This window comes from Humiphilus diazotrophicus (assembly GCF_059726315.1).
This window is the reverse complement of record NZ_AP040870.1, coordinates 7299868-7319152: the sequence shown is the minus strand read 5'-3', so window position 1 is coordinate 7319152 and position 19285 is coordinate 7299868. Positions and strand designations below refer to the sequence as shown.

14 protein-coding genes are annotated in these 19285 nt (G+C 54.1%); 5 read left to right on the top strand and 9 right to left on the bottom strand.

The window, feature by feature from the left end; genetic code table 11:
* The first annotated feature begins 1 nt into the window (after window position 1).
* Window positions 2–2041 carry a YncE family protein gene (locus AC6I7T_RS29275; RefSeq protein WP_497791380.1) on the top strand — a complete coding sequence of 680 codons (2040 nt, stop codon included), beginning with the start codon at window positions 2–4 and terminating at the stop codon, window positions 2039–2041.
* Window positions 2042–2171: 130 nt separating this feature from the next.
* Here the strand turns inward: AC6I7T_RS29275 and AC6I7T_RS29270 are convergent, their stop codons facing one another.
* The 3 genes from AC6I7T_RS29270 to AC6I7T_RS29260 all read right to left on the bottom strand — a co-directional run bounded on the left by AC6I7T_RS29270 (window position 2172) and on the right by AC6I7T_RS29260 (window position 6456).
* Window positions 2172–4799, bottom strand: coding sequence for an ABC transporter permease (locus tag AC6I7T_RS29270; RefSeq protein WP_497791379.1), 2628 nt, complete (start codon window positions 4797–4799; stop codon window positions 2172–2174).
* A 77-nt stretch (window positions 4800–4876) separates the two neighbouring features.
* Window positions 4877–5203, bottom strand: a complete 327-nt coding sequence (locus AC6I7T_RS29265) for a PadR family transcriptional regulator (RefSeq protein ID WP_497791378.1) — start codon at window positions 5201–5203, stop codon at window positions 4877–4879.
* 200 nt (window positions 5204–5403) lie between these two features.
* Complete coding sequence (locus AC6I7T_RS29260; RefSeq protein WP_497791377.1) at window positions 5404–6456, bottom strand: SDR family oxidoreductase; 1053 nt, start codon at window positions 6454–6456, stop codon at window positions 5404–5406.
* Between the two features lie 107 nt (window positions 6457–6563).
* On the opposite strand from AC6I7T_RS29260, the gene AC6I7T_RS29255 reads away from it, so the two are divergent.
* Window positions 6564–7535, top strand: a complete 972-nt coding sequence (locus tag AC6I7T_RS29255; RefSeq protein WP_497791376.1) for an AraC family transcriptional regulator — start codon at window positions 6564–6566, stop codon at window positions 7533–7535.
* A gap of 331 nt (window positions 7536–7866) precedes the next feature.
* On the opposite strand, the gene AC6I7T_RS29250 is transcribed toward AC6I7T_RS29255, so the two are convergent.
* From AC6I7T_RS29250 to AC6I7T_RS29230, 5 genes are all read right to left on the bottom strand, one after another.
* On the bottom strand, window positions 7867–8412 hold the full coding sequence (locus tag AC6I7T_RS29250) for a universal stress protein (protein ID WP_497791375.1): 546 nt from the start codon (window positions 8410–8412) through the stop codon (window positions 7867–7869).
* A gap of 468 nt (window positions 8413–8880) precedes the next feature.
* Window positions 8881–9366, bottom strand: a complete 486-nt coding sequence (locus tag AC6I7T_RS29245; RefSeq protein ID WP_497791374.1) for a hypothetical protein — start codon at window positions 9364–9366, stop codon at window positions 8881–8883.
* A gap of 159 nt (window positions 9367–9525) precedes the next feature.
* Window positions 9526–10341: an NAD-dependent epimerase/dehydratase family protein gene (locus tag AC6I7T_RS29240; RefSeq protein WP_497794655.1), complete on the bottom strand. Its 816-nt coding sequence runs from the start codon at window positions 10339–10341 to the stop codon at window positions 9526–9528.
* Between the two features lie 155 nt (window positions 10342–10496).
* On the bottom strand, window positions 10497–11225 hold the full coding sequence (locus AC6I7T_RS29235; RefSeq protein ID WP_497791373.1) for an SDR family oxidoreductase: 729 nt from the start codon (window positions 11223–11225) through the stop codon (window positions 10497–10499).
* A 338-nt stretch (window positions 11226–11563) separates the two neighbouring features.
* Window positions 11564–12853 (bottom strand): hypothetical protein, encoded by a 1290-nt coding sequence (locus AC6I7T_RS29230; protein WP_497791372.1) that lies wholly within the window; start codon window positions 12851–12853, stop codon window positions 11564–11566.
* Between the two features lie 376 nt (window positions 12854–13229).
* On the opposite strand from AC6I7T_RS29230, the gene AC6I7T_RS29225 reads away from it, so the two are divergent.
* The 3 genes from AC6I7T_RS29225 (at window position 13230) to AC6I7T_RS29215 (ending at window position 16233) form a co-directional block, all read left to right on the top strand.
* Window positions 13230–14150 (top strand): LysR family transcriptional regulator, encoded by a 921-nt coding sequence (locus AC6I7T_RS29225; protein ID WP_497791371.1) that lies wholly within the window; start codon window positions 13230–13232, stop codon window positions 14148–14150.
* Window positions 14151–14420: 270 nt separating this feature from the next.
* Entirely contained in the window at window positions 14421–15293 is an 873-nt protein-coding gene (locus tag AC6I7T_RS29220) for an SDR family oxidoreductase (RefSeq protein ID WP_497791369.1), read from the top strand.
* Between the two features lie 28 nt (window positions 15294–15321).
* On the top strand, window positions 15322–16233 hold the full coding sequence (locus AC6I7T_RS29215) for an NADP-dependent oxidoreductase (protein WP_497791368.1): 912 nt from the start codon (window positions 15322–15324) through the stop codon (window positions 16231–16233).
* A 447-nt stretch (window positions 16234–16680) separates the two neighbouring features.
* Here the strand turns inward: AC6I7T_RS29215 and AC6I7T_RS29210 are convergent, their stop codons facing one another.
* Entirely contained in the window at window positions 16681–19248 is a 2568-nt protein-coding gene (locus AC6I7T_RS29210; RefSeq protein ID WP_497791367.1) for an ABC transporter permease, read from the bottom strand.
* Window positions 19249–19285 lie beyond the last annotated feature (37 nt).

Below are 19285 nucleotides of genomic sequence, written 5' to 3'. Positions count from 1 at the left end.
CATGTCTTCACCCGTTCCCCTTGTAAGTGGTCTCGGCGGCGCCATTGGAAGCGACTTTCGCCGGGCACAGAACCAACTGGTTTTTGTTGAATACAATGGAAAACTGTCTCGGTTAAACCTATTCCGTACCGGAACTGTTGTATCCTCCGGAACCGCAATTCTGAAAGGTACCTGGACTTTTGACCTCGACAGCGGAGCCGAAGGTGGGCTCGGCGCAAACTTCGATATCTGGTGGGAGCAGAAAACAGCGGTGCTCCGCACCATGACGCCGCTCAACTCGGCGAAGCTCATCAACCTTGGCAATATCGACTTTAATGCCATCACGCCAGACACGCTTTATAACCTGACCTATTCGACCACGGCCATCGATGGCAATAACGATCCCAGCAACAAACTGATCACCGGAGACGTGTTCGCCGTCCTTACTACAAGCGGCAACTATGCCAAGGTCAAGGTCGTGAGCTACGGCTACAACATGACGATCCAGTGGGTAACTTATCACCTGGATTCCCCGTATGCCGTGCTTGGAACGGGATATAGCGAGCCGGAGGATGTAAAGGCCAGTAAAGACGGAACCCATGTCTATGTCACGGAACGTAGCGGCGACCTCCTGAAGGTCTCGCTCTTCAGTGCAAACCGTGCGTCTGCTGCCGTCGTCGCTTCAGGAATGACGGCGCCCCAGCAGATGTTTCTTGATGAAGTCAATGGTTATGCCTACGTTGTCGAATATGCGGCCACGGGAAAGCTATGGCAAATCAACCTGTCCACAGGAACGAAGAGTGCGCTGCTGAGCAATCTGCAAAATGCTGTTGGCATCGTGCTTAGCGCAGACAGGCAATATGCCTATATTAGTGAACAGACAGCAGGCCCAGACGGCGGCCGCGTCAGCCGTTATCGTTTGAGCGATGGTTCCCGCCAGTCTATTGCGACTCATCTGACGTCGCCGTTCTTCTTGACATGGATGGATGCAGCACAGACTTCCCTGCTAATACCGCAGCGCGATCCAGCCAACTCAGTACTTCTCATTAGCCTTACGGCGGGTACGTCACAGGTAATTGCAAGCGGGGTTGCGTCCCGGCCTTCCAGCGTTGCGGTAGTCTCAACTGCCGAACTGCTCATCTGCACGGACCAGACCATCGAAGAATTTGATTTCTCTCTGGCCTCGTCCGGACCGCTTTTGATGGGAATTGGATTCATTCCTTTCGACAAGATCGTACAGGTCCCGGGTCCGCATCGTGGGCTCGCAGATACAACGGTCGATCCGACTTATTTCTATCAGGTAAAGGACACACCCTTTGGCGGCACTTTACCGCTGATGGTGAACCACCAGCGTGCCGACAATGATGGCGCGTCCTATTACCGGGTAAAGGTGGATGGCGTGGTGCACACCGATTCGTTTACCGATGAATTTTGGAACGGTGCGGAATATGTCGCAGTCACCACTACACCCACTTCGATAGGAGGTAGCCCCGGATATTACCCGCTACGGCCTATCAGCCAGCTGTTCCTCTGGATGAATCCGTCGCTGGGCGATCTGCTCGATACAACGGGATTGACCAACGGCTTCCATGCCATCTCGCTGGAGTTTACCAACAGCGGAGGAACGGTGCTTGAAACCAGCTCTCCATTAATCATCAGAATCGACAACAATCAGTGCGGTGCCACGATTGCCACCCCTCTCCTGCACGGAGCAGGAGCCGATCCAACCTGTGGCCTGCTGCATTACGGAACGAAGAATGCCGACCCAGTCTCTATGGCATTCACGGCAACACATCCAAATAGCTTCGCAACATTCGCCTGGGAGCTGATCAAGGGCGTCAATCTGGTAACGCTGCCGCCTGCACCACCGCCTCCGCCAACCAGCGGACCGGTCGGCGCTGTGGTTTCGCCTATCACGGCGCCGATCGATTACCTCATGGGAAGCTGCAATATCGCTGCTTTCGCTGAATACATCTATGTATATGCAACGGCGAACAATGGCTGGAGCCGCCAGAGCCAATATGACGCCTCAGCCGCGATTGCCTTTGTACTGGCACCGTAAGAGTCGAACAGAACGTTGAGACGAAAGGGAGGCGGACGCCTCCTTTTCGTCTCTGGTTTCGCAACAAGGCACCGATATCGATGTCAGTTCGGCGTTCCTCAGGAACCGTGCAAATCAGAACTGGGGGGATCTACTCTGTCCGCAGAGCCGCCATTGGCTCGACGCCAGCAGCACGATGTGCTGGGATAAGACAAGCTATCAGCGCAGAAATCGCAAGCACAGTAGCAACAATGAAGAAGGTAAGACCATCCCATGGTCGCGTATGGAAGAGCAGTTTTCCTATAAGCATCGCAGTCCCGAGTGCAAGGAGCAGGCCCGCTGCAATGCCAGAGACAATCACTCGCCCTCCCTGTCTCAAGATCAGCCGGTAGACCGAATTCCGCGATGCGCCAAGCGCGATGCGTACGCCAAACTCACGCGTCCGCTGGCTTACGGAATAAGCGATTACACCATATAGACCAACAACACTGAGCAGAAGCGCTATAGATGCAAACCCGCTCGATAGCCAGGCGGACGAGCGATGAAGATAGGTCGACTGGAGATTCTGAATCCGGTCATCCATTGTTTCGGCACCTGAAGCGAGGATGTCGGAATCTACCTCGTGAATTGTCCTCTCAAGAGTGGGCAGAAGGTTCTGCGGGGCTTGCTCAGTCCGAACCACCACATTGAATGACGCGTCAGGTCCCTGGTTGAAAGGCGTATAGATAGCGGCCTGAACCTCTGAGTCCAAGGGGCCTTCCTTAAGGTCATTCACTATGCCGACGATTTCGACTGGAGGCTGAGAGGCATCGAATCGGAAATGCTTTCCGATCGCATTCTGACCGGCATAATACTTCCGCGCGAAGGTGCGGTTCACGATAGCAACGCGAAACTGAGAAGTGTCGTCTGTCTCGCTGAACCATCGCCCCTGCAAAAGACGCGCCCTGAGTGTAAGGAAGTAGTCTGTGCTGACCGGCCGACTGACCGCCTCATTGTTTTGTTGTTTGTTCTGATCGCTGCCAAGAATTTCAAAAGTAGTGCTCCCTCCGGCGATATTCGCAATCGGCAATCCGTGCGTCACAGCGACAGACTGCACGCCTGGCAGGCGGCCTACGTCGGCGATGATGCGCTTTGCAAGCGCGATTATCTGTGGATCTTTTGAGTATTTCGAAGGAGGCGTCGAAAGACGCAGCGTCGCCAGATGACTGGGATCGATCCCGGTTTCAGTATGCATCAGATGGTAAAGACTCTTCGCAAGCAGTCCAGCTCCAACCATAAGAATCGTGGCCATGCACAATTCGACGATGACAAGATTGGCACCCAGGTGCCGCCAAACGATTCCCACAGCACCGCGACCTCCCTCCGTAAGTCCAGGACGAAGATTGTATAAAGGCGCACGGAAAACCCCGATCAGTGCGAACGATGCCGTACAGGCAAGACTAACCAGTGCGGCGAAGAGCACAACATGCTGATTCATGCCGAGTGTATTGAGATACGGCATTGCCGCGAGGAAGTTGAGGGGAATGAGTTTCCGTAGAAGATGAATGATGCCAAACGCCGCACAAATTCCCGTAAGGCTGGCAGTCATCGTAAGCACAACAGCTTCAATGGTGAATTGGCGGAGGAGACGAGTGCGCGATGCACCGAGCGCGCTACGTACTGCAATCTCCTGTTGCCGGGCCTGAAAGCGCAAAAGTAACAAGCCGGATACGTTGATAAATGCAATAAGAAGCAGAAGCAAGGCCGCACTCAAGAGGAGCCAGAGTGTCGGACGTATGCCGCCAACTACCATGTCAACCAGTGGCATAACGGTCCCGCCCCGTCCACCATCCGCGTCCGGGTACTGCACAGCCAATTGTTGCGCAATCTTGCCGATTTCTGCTCTTGCGGCCTCAAGCTGTACTCCATCCTTAAGCCGTCCAAGAGCCAGGAGGTCATGTTCTCCGCGCAGCTCCGGATTCGGAGATTCGTGGATCGGCATCCAGAATTCAGCAGCACCAACCGGCCCGAAGTAGAAGTTGCGGGGCAGGACACCAATGATCGTGACAGCCGCGCCATCGAGTATCGCAGTCTTACCAACGATGTCTTGTCTGCCGCCGAAGAGCTTCTGCCAGACTGAATAACTCAAGAGTACGGTTCGTGGCGCGTCGAGCGTGTCTTCGCCATCCTTGAAATCGCGCCCTAGAATGGGAGCGACTCCGATCATGCGAAAGAATCCGGCACTTACCATGGCACCGTCGGCGCGCTGTACTCCGTTTGCAACCTTCAACGCGACCAGCTTATTGTCGTACGCCTCTACTGAACTGAAAACGTGATTCAGCTTCTTCCAATCAAGGTAGTCCAAGTAGGAAAGATGAAAGTGCGGCCCGAGAGGATTGCTCTCGAAGAGTCCCACCAGTTGTGAAGGATTGCGGTACGGAAGAGGTTTGATCAGTGTGGCATCGACAAAGGCAAAGATGGAAACGCTGGCACAGATGCCCAAAGCCAGGACAACGGTCGCGGTCGCCGCAAATCCAGGGTTCTTTATGAACTGGCGGACTGCATAGGCAAAGTCGGCGGCAATGCTTTCCAGCAAAGGTGCTGTATCCATTCCCGCGACGCGCTCCATGGTTGCCGCTTGATTGCCGAACCGGATAAGCGCGTTTCGGCGTGCCTGATCAGGCGTCATGCCATTAGCAATGTTGTCGTGAATGCACATCTCGATGTGGGCGGTGAGTTCCATCTCGATTTCGCGATTCAAATGCGTACGCCCAAAGAGGTTCCGTATTCTTCGAAGCATCGACATCATGTCCTCTCCACAATGCGCAGACGACTGCCTGCGAAGTCAGAATCGGTGCAACATCGGTATCATCCGTTTCATGCAAAATGCAGAATTGCGGCAACGCCCTTCGCCACTTGCTCCCAGTTCTTTTCGCGATCTAGCAGTTGTTCCCGGCCAACACGAGTTAGCGAATACCACTTCGCCTTGCGCCCGTAGTCTGTGATCCCCCAGTTCGACCGGACCCACCCGCTCTGCTCCATGCGATGGAGCGCGGGGTAGAGAGAACCTTCTTCTACGATGATGGCTTCATCCGAAACACGCCGAATATGCATCCCTATGCCGTATCCATGCATCGAGCCAAGCTGAGAAAGAGTCTTGAGAATCAGGAGGTCAAGTGCTCCTTGCAGGTCATTTTTCGCCATCGAACCACCCCTAGATATCAAGGGTAAACACAGCCTAGCCGTCCTTTCCCTAGATGTCAAGGGTAGAGAAAATGTCCGGTCAAGTCTCCAATCCTCCGCCCACAGAGCCTCGAAGGTCGATACTATGGGAGCTTCTTCGCTACGAATGACGGGCCGAATTTGAACGGAGGATTGCCCTCTTTCCTCACGATTCAGCTGGCCTACTGCAACAAGCCAAGCCGAACCAGGCTTTCTGCTGCAGCGACAATAGCTTCTTCGCTCGAACGAGGTGACCAGCAGAGTACACGCCGGGCCTTCTCGCTTGTGGCGTTCAGATTAACGCCAAGCAGCGGCACTATTGCCTTCATCGCGGGATTCGTAAGTGCGGCGAGGCGAACGACCGCGTTCGGCAACACCCGCGTTGACACCTTTTCAGCCGCCGCCCCCATCCTGGCTCGCAGCACTTTGGCAACATCGGCTAACCACATGCTTTCGCCAGCTGTTGCCAGAAAGCGCTCGCCGTTTGCGGCGGGATTGGTCATGGCACGCAGATGCAGGTCCGCCACATCCCGCACATCGACGAAGCCGGAGTTGATCTTTGGGCATCCAGGCTGCCCGTCCATCAGGCCCTTGATCAGACGAATGGAATGGGAATAATCGGGGCCAAGAGCCGGACCGAGAACGGCAACCGGGTTCACACTCGAAAGCTCTAGGCTGCCACCCTCTCGCGCAAGGAAGTCCCAGGCTGCGCGTTCAGAGAGTGTTTTCGACCTCTGATAAGGTGCGACATTGCCCGTCAAGTCGCTCCAATCCGTCTCATCGAAGGGCTTCTTGCGCGGCTTGTGGCCGACGCCAATTGCTCCGAATGCGGAGGTTAACACCACTCGCTTGACTCCGGCTTCGCGCGCAGCACGCAAGACTCGCAAATTTCCTTCAACGGCTGGTTTGATCCAGTCCTCTTCGCTCACTTGGTTCCCGGATGGAGTTGGCGACGCGCCATGGATCACATAAGTACACCCATCTATGGCCTCTTTCCACCCTGGATCGGCACACAGATCGGTGGTAAAAAACGAGAGGCGTTCGCCCGGTTCGATTCCGCCCGTCTTGAGATTTCCGAGCACCACCGCTTCGCGCGACAGAGATCGGACCGTCGTCCGTACGCTATATCCGTGGCTCAACAACGCGATTATGCAGTGCTGAGCGATGAAACCAGTTCCACCCGTTACAAGTACTACTTCTTCGTTCAACGCAAACTCCTGTCTCGTCTTCGCCATCCGGAGGCAGATCCCAACGATGGGCCTGACGACTGAATTGAGAATAGTTCGTACGCCATGAACGCTGAATACTTGAAAGTACGTTTGACTTGCGCGATAGTTCGATAATGAGCGCAGATCCCTTTTCCGATATCCTCGAATTCACACGCGCCGAAACACTCGTGACGGGAGGATTCACTGCCGGCGGCCAATGGGCGATACGCTTCCCCGCCCCGGACAAAATCAAATTCTTTGCCGTGGTGAAGGGCCGCTGCTGGGTCCAAATCGATGGGGAGAACGAGCCCTTTGAAGTGGGAGCAGGAGACGTAGGACTTCTGGCCGCGCGAAGATCATTCGTGCTATCCAGCGATCTGCAAACCGCTCCGGTAGAAGCGATGGAGGTCTTTCGTTGCGCGGCAAAGGGAACCGCACACCTGGGCGAGGGTGAAGACTTCAGCTACCTGGGTGGACACGTGCTGCTGGACTCAACGAGTCGGGAATTATTGGCCGATGCCCTACCACCCTGGATACACATTCGTGCTGGATTGCCTCAGGCCGTAGCCTTCGGATGGCTTCTCGACCAACTCGTTCAAGAGCGTTCATCGAGCATGCCCGGTTCCAAACTGGCCTCGGAGCAGTTGGCACAGCTCTTGTTCATCCAGATTTTGCGCGCTCATCTCGCTACCTCCGACACACTGCCGACTGGCTGGCTTCGTGCACTTGCAGATGCGCGAATTGCTCCAGCACTTCGTGCGATCCACCGCGAACCGAACCACTCATGGGGCTTGGAAGAGCTTGCACGAACAGCAGCAATGTCACGAACGATGTTCGCGGTTCATTTCAAGAAAGTGGTAGGCGTGGCACCGCTGACTTATCTTGCCACCTGGAGAATGCGTCTGGCTGCGCGAGCCCTGCGAGAAGAGGACGTTCCGGTATCGGCGCTCGCTCATTCCCTGGGATATACCTCTGAAAGTGCCTTCAGCAACGCGTTCAAACGCATGATAGGTACTTCTCCGAACCATTACAGGGCTGCCGCTCGTCCAAATATTTCGGGAAACGCCAGTCCTTCGATTTCTTTTGACCCGGCGGAGATCTCCTGAAGGTTCTTAACATGGAGGTAAGTTACTACTAAATAAGCTTTAGTTATGCGACCTTTCACGGATGCCATTTATCCATAAAGCTCAACCAAGAGTTTCGAAGGCAACGCTTTTATCCTCTTGAAGTCTCGAAATTGAACGCACTAAGGTGAAACTTCTGTTTGAAGTGCGTCGTTATGCCCCGTGTAGTGTGTCGCTAATTGGCTTACAGATAACCTCCATAAGCAGGTTTTCTTTCTTACAAGAGCACCTAAGTTCTGGAGGCCTCTCCGCAAGGCCAATTATTGTTCACTACACCGGGGCACACGTTTTAGAACCATTCAAGATGGATCAATCATTTACTCATTGCAATTTTGGGGATACGAGCAGTCCACCATTCCATCGCGGGTAGCATACGTGTCTGTAGAGAACTTTCGGGCTGAGGAGTGCGCACCAGGAACACCGGACACTCCACCAAACGGAGAAGCTTTTCCGTGACAGCGCCGAAAACTGCCGGATACCAGCCCGAAAGACCGTGCGTCGGGATCACAAGCATGTCGATGTGCTCACGTTCGATTACATCCAGAATTGTGCCGACCACGTCACCGCCAGCTTCGACACAGGCTTTGACCTTCAACCTCTCGGATTTCAGATCGGCGAGGGCGTTTTGGAATTGCTCATTGGCAATCGACTTGGTCTTATCCATTATGGATTCCTGGGTGACGCCATCCGGTAAAACAAAGCCGGTAACTTCCGTGACAACGTGAAGCAAATACAGCTCCGCGCCGAAGTTTTCCGCCAGTCCCGCAGCCGTTTCAACTGCAAGATGAGACGACGGGCTGAAATCAACCGGAACAAGAATTCTGGAGGGAACTATGCGTGAAGAATCGGTAGACACCATGATGTTCTCCTTGCCGTCTGGGGGCTAAATTTTCCCGACGAAATTAGTCGTCGCAATACTACGCCCAGAGGCTTATTTTTGCGAATCGATTTACTTGGGCACCGACGATTATCCTTCACATTCCCAAATAGAAACTAAATGTTAAAAATTCTGTAGTTCAGAATCGCAGGCGGGAAGCTAAATGGCCTAAAAGCCTAAGAATGCATCGCGCTTTGCGGACGAGAGCGCGGGATGAGCTTCCCCCTAAAACCCAGCACCGTAGAGCGACGGGAGGAAATCCTTCAGAAATCTTAAACAAGGAGATTGGAATTCATTCCGCCCCTACTGGGGCGGATGAATTGAATGGAGGTAACCCAGTGTTCCGCTACGCTTCACACCAGGCTATTTTGTGCGATCCCCCGGGGGATGTCATTGTTCCATTGCACCCGATTTCACTAAAAATTGAAATCAGAGACTTGCCAACTGTCTTCACTCCCCGGCAGGCAGGACTTCCTCTATCCCCGCCCATGGACCACCTTGAAGCACGAGGTACTTCAGATAAAGTTCGGAGCCCGTACGATCTGCCGATGTAAGCAAGCTGCGGGCAGCCTCCTGTACGCTCTTATTTTTCAGAGTGCCGTAGTCGAAGTCCTCTGCAATCATGCCCTCGGAATGGGGAATTTTGAGCAAGTCAAGAAAGCTAATAATTACAGCACGATGCTCATGGAGCAGATACTCCTTCAGCAGATCATCCACGAGCGGGTCAGGCAGCGACAGGGTTGACGCCGTCCAGTTGACCAGCCGCTCAATCGAGCTTTTGCGGACAAAGACCTCACGCACATTTTTCGCTTTCGCGAGGGTGGCAAAAAGGAACTGTCTCTCAGTACCCTTTGCCTCAGCCCAAAAAACCTGGCAGATGGCGACTCGGATTTCATTGGGCAATTGCCGCCAAACACGATTTGCAGAAACTGACATTCGTACTTCCTTCGTTGGTTGAATCTGAACTATCAGCTTCTAATGATAATGGTTACGGGAAAAGTTTGTTCTTAGGAAGCGGAGAATCCTCTTCAGCGAGCCCATTCTGAAAGTTCCCGACTCAAGGAATCTGCTTGTGAAGCGGAACCCGGAACCGTGCTAAAGGATGCCATCCCGAATGGCCTGGTTGAGCGTGGCAACACTCGGCCTGAACCCAAGACTGCGACTAAGTGTCCCATCTGCGCGCCCCCACCATGGTTTCTGCAGCGGCTCCGACGATGGTTCGACCATGCCACCAATGGCCCTGGCCATTTCATAGAGTGTAGTCGGCGCATCATCTGTAATATTGACGACACGTCCGTCCATCACACCGGTGAGCGCAAGTTCGAAGGCACGCGCAACATCCCGCTGGTGAGCAAGATTGAATGTTTGTGCAGGATGCCACTTCAACCTCGCAACAATCGCGGGGACAGCGGCCAAATGCTCGTCGCCGTCTCCATACACGAACGGGAGACGCAGAACGCTCCAGTTCAGCCCGCTCTCCCGGAGTTCCCGTTCCGCCGCAACCTTGCTTGCGGGATAGGCATGCTTGGGACTCACCTCATCCTCTTCCATACCTGGACGAGAGGCATCTTCGTCATACACCAGAACGGTACTCGCCATTAGAAAGCGGGCATGCGGAGCATGCTCTTTTACGGATGCGATAAGAGCACGTGTACCTTCGAGATTCGCTCGCCAGATTTCGCTTTCATCGGACGTTCGAAAAACGGCGGCAAGGTGAACGACTGCCGATACTCCCTCCACGGCCTTCTTTAGTGAAACCGCATCGAAGAGGTCTCCTTCTACACGCGTAACGCCCACTGGAAGTTCTTTTCCTGAACGGACAAGAGCCCGGCAATCGATGCCACTACTCACGAAGTAGCGCAACAGCCGCGATCCCACGAGTCCCGTTCCACCGGTCACTAATACTGTCATCACTCATCACCTTTTCAATCGTGTTCGTTGAGCCGTTATGTTGTGCACTGCAGGTGCTCTGCGGAAACGGCGTCGTCGGCTAGATATCGACATTACGGCGCACTGATGAGTTAGCACCCGAATGCGCCGCGCTTTGACGTACACCCAGTGAGCGTTTACCAGGGGTACTCGCCATCCTTGTGGAAGAAGCCGCCCGTTGGGCCGTCGTTGCCGCTTTGTGCATACTTCACAATTGCAATCGAGCCTTCTTCGATGGTCTGCGGGCCGCTATTGTTGTTTAGGTCGGTGGCGGTGTAGCCGGGGCAGATTGAATTGACTTTAATGTTGGTGTCGCGCAACTCCCACGCGAGGTTTACGGTGAACATGTTCAGCGCTGCCTTCGATGAGTTGTAGCCCAGCAGCTTCACATCGTAGAACGGCGAGTCCGGATTGCTGTTGATCCCGAGTGATCCAAGGCCGCTAGAAACGTTCACAATTCGCGCCGAAGGAGCGGCCTTCAGCAGGGGCAGCAGCGGCTGCGTAAATTCGACCGTTCCGAAAAAGTTCGTTGCAAAGATCCGCTTGACCGTATCGATCGAGGTCGCGCTTGCCCGGCCATCGGTGGCCAGATCGGCGATACCGGCGTTGTTGATCAGCACGTCAAGATGGCCAAATTCGCTCTCGATTTGCTTGGCAAGTTCCGTTGCCGTCTCGGTGGCTCTCTCCAGGTCTGCCGCCACGTACCGCACGTTCAACCCTTCGGCACGCAGCTTGGCCGCAGCCTCTTCGCCTCGCTTGGCGTCACGAGCACCCATCAGCACCAGCGCTCCGGTGCGGGCCAACTGCCGCGAGACTTCAAAGCCGATGCCCTTGTTGGCACCCGTGACGAGTATGATCTTTTCCATTGCTATCTCCTGAGTGTCTCCGTCGTTACACGGACTCAGATTCTTGAGGTGCAAAAAGGATGCAGTGATTTTTCCGCTTGCACGGCATGTGGCAACGGAAGCCTAGTTACACAAACCTGGAGAAACCCGTCTATGATCGTTTTGGCTGTTTGTACGTAGAGACACCCATCGGTTTACTGTAAGTCGTTAAATCATCCTCTAACATCGGATTTACCGCATCAGCTAATGCAATGGGCAGGTCACGTCATTCGGCCTTCGCGTAAAGTTCAAGATATCGGCGGCTATTCGCCCGGACCTCAGAAACGTCCTCGCGGTTTCTGAGGTAGACGGCTGAAATGCTAGTGGGCTGAAGAAGTGAAAACCGCAGGATTTTTCCAGATTTCTCCAATGACTCGAAAAAGATAGTCGACGCGGTCGGGTATCTCAATATGGAGAGGCGACTCCGGTTTTTCTTTGTCGAGCAGCCACCATGCCATCGGGACCTGTACGATATCGTATCCCGCATCGTGCAGCAAAATGAGGCTGACGCGTCCACGCTGTTCCATTTCTTTCTTCTTAATATCATCCATTGCAACGTGGCCTCCGAACCCGGCTAACGGCGAAATTGGCGTCGCAAACATCGCGGCATACCCTGCCTTAACTTTCCCCGCCGTCCGGTACTGCTGTTTTTCCAAAACGCGGGCCACGCCGTCCGCGAGTACGGCCGCAACCTGAGAATCGTTCTGCAGTTTCTCCACTATCTGATGCGGAATCAGGATGATGCCGTTGGGCAGAGTCAGAGTTTCGCGTAAGTGTTTCGTGTCGATCAACTGAAAACGGAAATCGATTTTGGCCGGATCTGAATCGGGCAGAGCACGCTGGTATGCAGGTACGAGACTTTTCCCGATCTTCTCGATGCGCGCCTGCATTGCGGAATCCTGAAATGGGGGAAATCTCTTCGCGTCATAACCTCCTGCAAACGCAGCCTTCAGGTAGTTTTGTTTTGTATCCGCAGAAACAGCCGATGGGTCAAATTCATTCTTAGTACGAAGCTTCTCTTCTTTGTCGCTGATCATATTGGGAGCAATCTGCACGGAACTGGCGATCAGCACTCCGTCCGCATTCACTTTGCCTTTGTATTTGATCCAGTTCCCTGCTTTTACATCGACCAGTGATTGTAACGGGGCATTCCACTCGATCCGAGTCTCGGCTGCGATGCGAATTCGAAAGCCGTCCGCGCGGACTGTTAGGCCAGGCGGCTGTACTCCGGTCTTCTCTTCAGTCGGTGCGGCATCAATCACCGCCGAACCGGAAATCTCTCCTAACGATGACACGGGCCGTTTATCGAGGTGAGTCGCATAGATAGCGTTTTTGCTGTTATCCCATACAGAGTAGTGAATGGCGAAGCTGTCCCCGGCGTGTGGCGTCTCGCTTGGACAATCCACAGTCGTTACCGATTTGTCCAGAATTGAATTCGAATCATCGCCTGTTCTTTCTCGGCATAGGACATGGATGCCGTCAACGTCGAAATCTGAAGAGGAAACCACGCGAGTTATATAGCCCGTGAGCACAGGACCTTCCTGTCCATGGGTCGCAATAACGCACCCGGAGAGCAGGCCGTAAAGCAGCAAAAACGAACGCAATCTCATGAGAGTTCGACAAATTATATAACCCGCGCCGCTCCTGGTTCCAATTCATTGTTGCGGATTTGAAGAGGCTCCCGTAACAAGTGCCGTCCTTTTCTGCTTTCCATACATCCTCCAATCTGGAGACAACTCATTTCATCAGTCAAAGATGCTCTGCTGACCGAATCGATATTTCCATAACTGGAAACGAACATTCCGATTTCGCAATCCATTTATGTAACATTAAAATCCTTGTGGAGTGGTCAGATTGGTTAAGTATGATCATTCTTCCCCCCTAGCAAGCAAAAGCGCTTAATGGGACTTCGGTTTGACGGAACGGCTATGCAAAAATCCGCTCGTTCCCCCACATCAAAAGTGATAATGCGACAGGGAGACTTTCATGCGTTTTCTTGCTGATTTGGCGTTGTTCGTTGAAGTCGCCAACACACGCAACTTTGGCCGGGCTGCAGCAGCACTTGGAATGCCCGCATCGACACTCTCGCGACGCATCAGTGCGTTGGAGCGAGAACTGGGTTTCCCCCTTATTCATCGCTCTTCCCGAATATTCACCCTAACCGACGCAGGCAAAGCCTGCTATGAGCAATCTAGAACCCTTGTCGCGCAAGCCAAGCGCATCCAGGAAGATGTTGCCGGGATTGCCTCTCAATCGTCAGGACACATCCGTGTGGGCGTACCCTTTGATCTGGCGCAGACCATCTTCCTTCCTCTATTCGCACGCTATATGCTCGCGAATCCTGGATTTTCTATTGAGGTCCTCTCTATTAGCGGTCATCCGAACCTTCTTACGGAGAGTCAGGACCTGGCAATCTGGGTAGGACATCAACTGCGTTTGCCTGATTCCTCGTTCTGGTCTCGGCGGATCGGTACCTTCGCGCGTCGTCTCTTCGCCTCGAAGGAGTATCTGGCGAAGCACAGGAAGATTCAAGAGCCACAACAACTCGCCGATCATTTATGCCTTCGCTTCGTGCATGGCGAGCCGCTCAGCCAATGGGAATTACACCGGGGGCGCGATCACAGGACGGTAAAGGTGAGCGGCCCCGCCACGTCGAACTCGGTTGGGATGCTTGCGAGGTTCTCGAAGGAGGGCATGGGCATCGCTTTGCTTCCCGACTTCCTCGCACTTCATCCTGGATTTGGCGATGGCCTGGTTCGAGTATTGAGCGAATGGGAAGCGATGCCCGCACACCTCTTTGCCGTTAGACCTTCCGAACTACAGTCTGAAGGCATCCGCAAGCTCGTCTCCTTCATAAAGGAAAACTTCGAAGCTGCATTGAGCGCTGTGAACGACATCCGTAAGTAGCGGACAAGCGACCTCTGTAGAAATGAAATGATGCCTCGAGTTTCTACAATTGCAAGAAGGAATGAGCGGAGCGAGGTGGCGGTTTCTGACCGCCACCCCCTTCGCAGCTTGTTCTTCTTTGCCATGTCCCCAATGACAAAGGTAGAAGTTCCCAAGCATCATTCCAATAATGGAATGATGCTTTCCATGAAAGGTTGATTCGTACCTTCCCATCTCCGCGTCTCTTCTATCGTACCGACCGCGTTAGGGCGGTACGGAGGAGAGATTCAAATGAAGATTCTTGTTACAGGTGCAACCGGCAATGTAGGCGGAGAGGTTGTAAGAAACCTTCACAAGCGTGGAGTTGAAGTCAGGGCTCTAGCGCGCAAGCCGGAGTCAGCTAACTTTCCTGACGGCGTCGAAGTGGTTGCCGGTGATCTTACCGATCCCGAGTCCATCCGCGCAGCCGTAAAAGGCGTCGATAAGCTTTTCCTCTTAAACGCCGTTGTCGCCGACGAACTCACACAGGCACTGATCGCCTATGGAATCGCGAAGCGAGCAGGCATTCAGCATGTGACTTATGTGTCAGTCTATAAGGCTGACAGATTCAGGGATGTCCCCCACTTCGCCTCCAAGGTTGCGGTCGAAAACGCGCTGCGAGAGTTCGGCGTACCCTATACGATCCTTCGCCCGGGATATTTCTTCCAGAACGATCTATCGCTCAAGCCGTTGTTACAGCAGATGGGGATTTATCCGATGCCAATCGGCACGGCAGGCATTTCTGCAATCGACTCGCGAGATTTGGCCGAGGCAGCGGCAATCACGCTTACCGAGGCGGGTCACGAAGGACAGACCTATGATCTCGTGAGTTCCTCACAGATCACCGGCCCTGGAAACGCTGCACTGTGGAGCAAGGCGCTCGGTAAGGAAATCTTCTACACGGGCCACGATTTCGATGCCTGGGAAAAACAGATGAGCACACAACTCCCGGGATGGATGGCTTATGACATGCGAACCATGCTGGAGGGCTATGTAGAACGAGGATTCGCATCGACAGAAGCCGACGTAAGCCGCGTGACAAGACTTCTTGGCCACGCACCACGGACATACGAGGCCTTTGTGCAGGAAGCCACTGCCGAATGGTCGAAAAGCGAGCAGCGCTAGACATCAAAGTCTCAAAAGGAGAAAGACGATGAAAGCACTTCGCATCAATGGCTATGGAGTACCTCTTCACATCGACGAAGTACCGGTTCCAACCCCAGGTCCGGGAGAGGTGCTCGTCGAGAACTACTTCACCAGCATGAACGGCGTCGATCCGGGACGTGGGCAAGGTTTTCTGCGACAGGTTTTTCCGTTGCAGTTTCCGTGGACGCCGGGTGGTGATGTTGCCGGTCGAGTAGCTGCAGTTGGTGAGAGCGTCACGGACTTTAAAGTTGGCGATGAAGTCTTTGGCTACACGAGAGAAGCAGGCGCCTACGCGGAGTTTATGCTCATCAACGCTACAAATCTAGCACACAGGCCTACGGCCATCTCTGCGGAAGTAGGAGCCGCTGTTGCGCTCGTCGGCCAGACGGCCACACAGATGCTGGAACTCTCAAAGATCAAGCAGGGACAGACGCTGCTCATTCTCGGCGCTTCCGGCGGGGTTGGATCGCTGGCAATACAGCTTGCGAAGAATGCCGGTGTCCATGTCATCGCGACAGCCAGGCAGAGCAAAGCCGCTGCTCTTCAGCAGTTGGGTGCAGAGTGTGTCATTGATCTTACGCAGCAGAGGTTGGAGGATGTCCCGCAGGTTGATGCCGTCCTCAACTTGATTGGACAAGACACCGTAGTGCCCTCCTACGCCCTTGTGAAGAAGGATGGCGTTGCTGTGACCGCCAATCGCCCGCCGATTGCGGAGGAGGCTAAGCGTCTCGGAATCGAAGCCGCCTTCGTTGAAACGAATGTCACCACAGAAGGGCTGAACACGTTCGCCGAGCTCATCACCAGCGGCAAAATCAAACCGCAGATCGCAGCCGTGCAGACCCTCTGGTCCCCGGAAACACTGTGGGAGGAGCATAAACTCGACGGCATCGGAAAGATTGTCTTCTCAATCCGGTCATGACAGCTTAGGAAGATCAGGCCGGGGGCTGAGCAGTCTCTGGCTCTGTTTGTAAAGCCTCGTTCCTCAGACACATCTCAGGCAGTGATTGTGAACACTTCGCTCTGCCCACTGAACTCAATCGGCTTAACTCTACAGGTCTCTTGCAACTGGAGATTTCATCAGAGTAGCCCGTTTGTCGTCATTTATCTGAAGAGATCTCCCAGAACAGGACTTATGGCCAATCAAGCAAACTTGTTGGTGGGGAGGGTGGACCATAAGACGGCCATGATCGCCAGACATAAGCCCATGGTGAAAGCGGCAGCAATTTTCAATGTGCACATTAAGGTCATAATAGGTTCCGTTCTGCTCCCTCGATAATCCACTGTGCCCTGTCGGTCAATGGTGATGTCGGCTACCAGATTGCCCGGAACTATGCCTCGGCCGAATTTTTCTTGTTGTGATCTCCCATTACTCGTTGCGCAACGCAACCATCGGCTCAACTCCGGCGGCGTAACGTGCCGGGATTAACGTCGCCACCAGCGCTGCTAGTGCAAGCAATACCGTGGCAATTGCCAGCATAGCCGGATCCCATGGCTTTACGCCAAATAGCTGGTCCTTCATCAGCTTTCCTGCCAGGACTGCCAACGGAATTCCGATGCCTAGGCCAATACCGACTTGCCAGAATGCTCCGCGAAGTACCATCTTGACCACATCCTCGCGATCTGCACCAAGAGCCATCCTCAGCCCTATCTCGTTCGTGCGCTGCTCGACGGTGTAAGCCATGACACCGTATAGTCCGATGACTGCCAGTGTGAGGCCGAGACCTCCAAAGAGAGTCGTCAACGTTGTAAGCATGTTTTGTTGCTGGAAATCCCCGCTGACGACTCTACTGTAGGAATCGACACCATTCAGCACAAGAGTGGGATCGACGCTGGCTAGTGCTTTGCGTACCGTTTGTTCCATACCGGGCGGATCGCCGGGAGCCCAGAGGACAATGTTATCGAGAAAGTGCGAATATCTCTCGCCCTTAGAAAAGACCGGGTCGTCATAGGTAGATACCGTCTGCGTCTCCGATACCCAGAACATTGGACGGACAGGCTCCTTGTAGCCATAGGTCATATAACGTATGTTCCTGACCACGCCAACGATTTCATAGGTGGAGGCATACTTGATCCGATCGATACCGAAATGCCGGCCGATCGGATTCTGCTCTTTGAAGAATCGCTTCGCGAATGCTTCATTGACTACTGCGACATTCGGCGTGCTTGATCTGTCGTCTTCGGTGAAGGCTCGGCCCTGTACAATCCTGGCGCCAATGGTCTCGAAGAAGCCTGGCATTACGCGCGCCCAGCCTGCGCCAGTGTCTTCCATGGGTGCGGGTTCCGGTCTGCCCTGGATGCGAATTCCTTCGTTCCAGCTATCACCGCTCATCGGCGCATAAAGCACGGGAGCCACCATGCGGACTCCGGGAATCTGCCTCAGACTATCGTCGATTTTGCGGTAAAGCTGCTCCATCTGCTCAGGCTTATAGGTGCTTAGCTCGGGATCAATCCACGCGACGTAACGCCCCTTCGTCTCGAAGCCGAAATCCTGATGCTCCAGATTTCGCAAACTCTCTGCCAACAATGCGGCAGCGGAGAGTAGCACCAGCGACATTCCCACTTGCGCGATCACCAGGGACTTCTGTGTCCAGGAGCTGCCTCCCCCTACGGAACGGTTCGCTCCACGCAGGACTTCCACCGGATCGGTGTGTGAAGTTATCCAAGCTGGAGCCGTTCCGAAAAGGATTCCCGTGAGGACGGAGATGCCCAGCGTAAAGAGCAGAACCGGCCAGGATGGCATGGGACTGACCGGAACAAAATTGTGGGAGCCTCCAATCTGGAAGGCGAGGTATAGGATCAAACGTGTTCCGGCATAAGCTACCGCGATTCCCAGAGCACCACCGATTACAGCGAGCAGCACGCTTTCTATCAGAGCTTTACGTACCAGCAGAATTCGCGAAGCTCCTAGTGCGACACGGATCGAAGTTTGCGCGCGCTCTTTTAGGCCGCGTGCGAGCATTAGATTTGCCAGGTTGCCAGAGGCCACGAGCAGAACACATGCCGCTGCGATCAGCAGGAGCTTGAGCCCATCCTGGTATTCGTCGCGCATTACGGCTACGCCTGCTCCACCGGGAACGAGATGAACCGTCTGCTGTTGCCAGAGCTGCTTTTCGTTCGGTTCCATGTCTGAGACATGGCTGGCCAGCCATGCGTGGAACTCCACGCGCAGTTTGGCTTCGAGCGATTGCGGATTCACGCCCGGACGAACTCTGCCGAGCAAGTCCAGATAATTGCCATTCGGCCGTTTCGGACGCGATATCTCTCCATCGAGAGCTTGTTCGGAAGTAATAGAAATCCAGAAATCCGGCATGCCCCAGCCAGCCAGCTTGGCCCCATAAAATCCCGGCGGCGTTACTCCAATAACGGTGAATGCGTGTCCGTTGATCTGAAAAGTTCCGCCAACTACAGAAGGGTCCGATCCATATTTCGTTTGCCAGGTGCGATAACTCATGACCGCAACCAAGGGGGCGCCTTCCCGGTCGTCGGCGTCGTTCATCAGACGGCCGATCCACGGCTGTATGCCAAGGGTGCGGAAGAAATTTCCGGAGACGTGCTGCCCGTTGTAGGTATCTACTTGTGCCTGCGCTCCGGCACGCCGCACGCCGAGGGAAGAATTCCCGGCTTGCAATGCTGCAAGGTCGGAGAACTCCGGAGTATGCTCGCGGAAGTGTTTGTAGGCCTCCCAGGAGAAGAGGGAAAAGTCGCCGTCTTTGCCCTGAGTGTATCCGCCCCAGTTACAGCAGCGGATTTTGTCTCCGATACGCCATAGCTCATCCGGCTTCTCCACCGGCAGAGATTTGAGCATGACCTGGTGTACGAGCGTGAAGATAGCCGTCGTGGCGCCGATTCCTAAAGCTAAGGTGACAACTACTGTTACCGTAAACCCAGGTGCTTTCCACAGTTGCCGTATCGCATCGCGCAGGTCCGCCAGCATTTGCTTCGTCTCCTTTTGCAGATTCCCGAAAATGCTT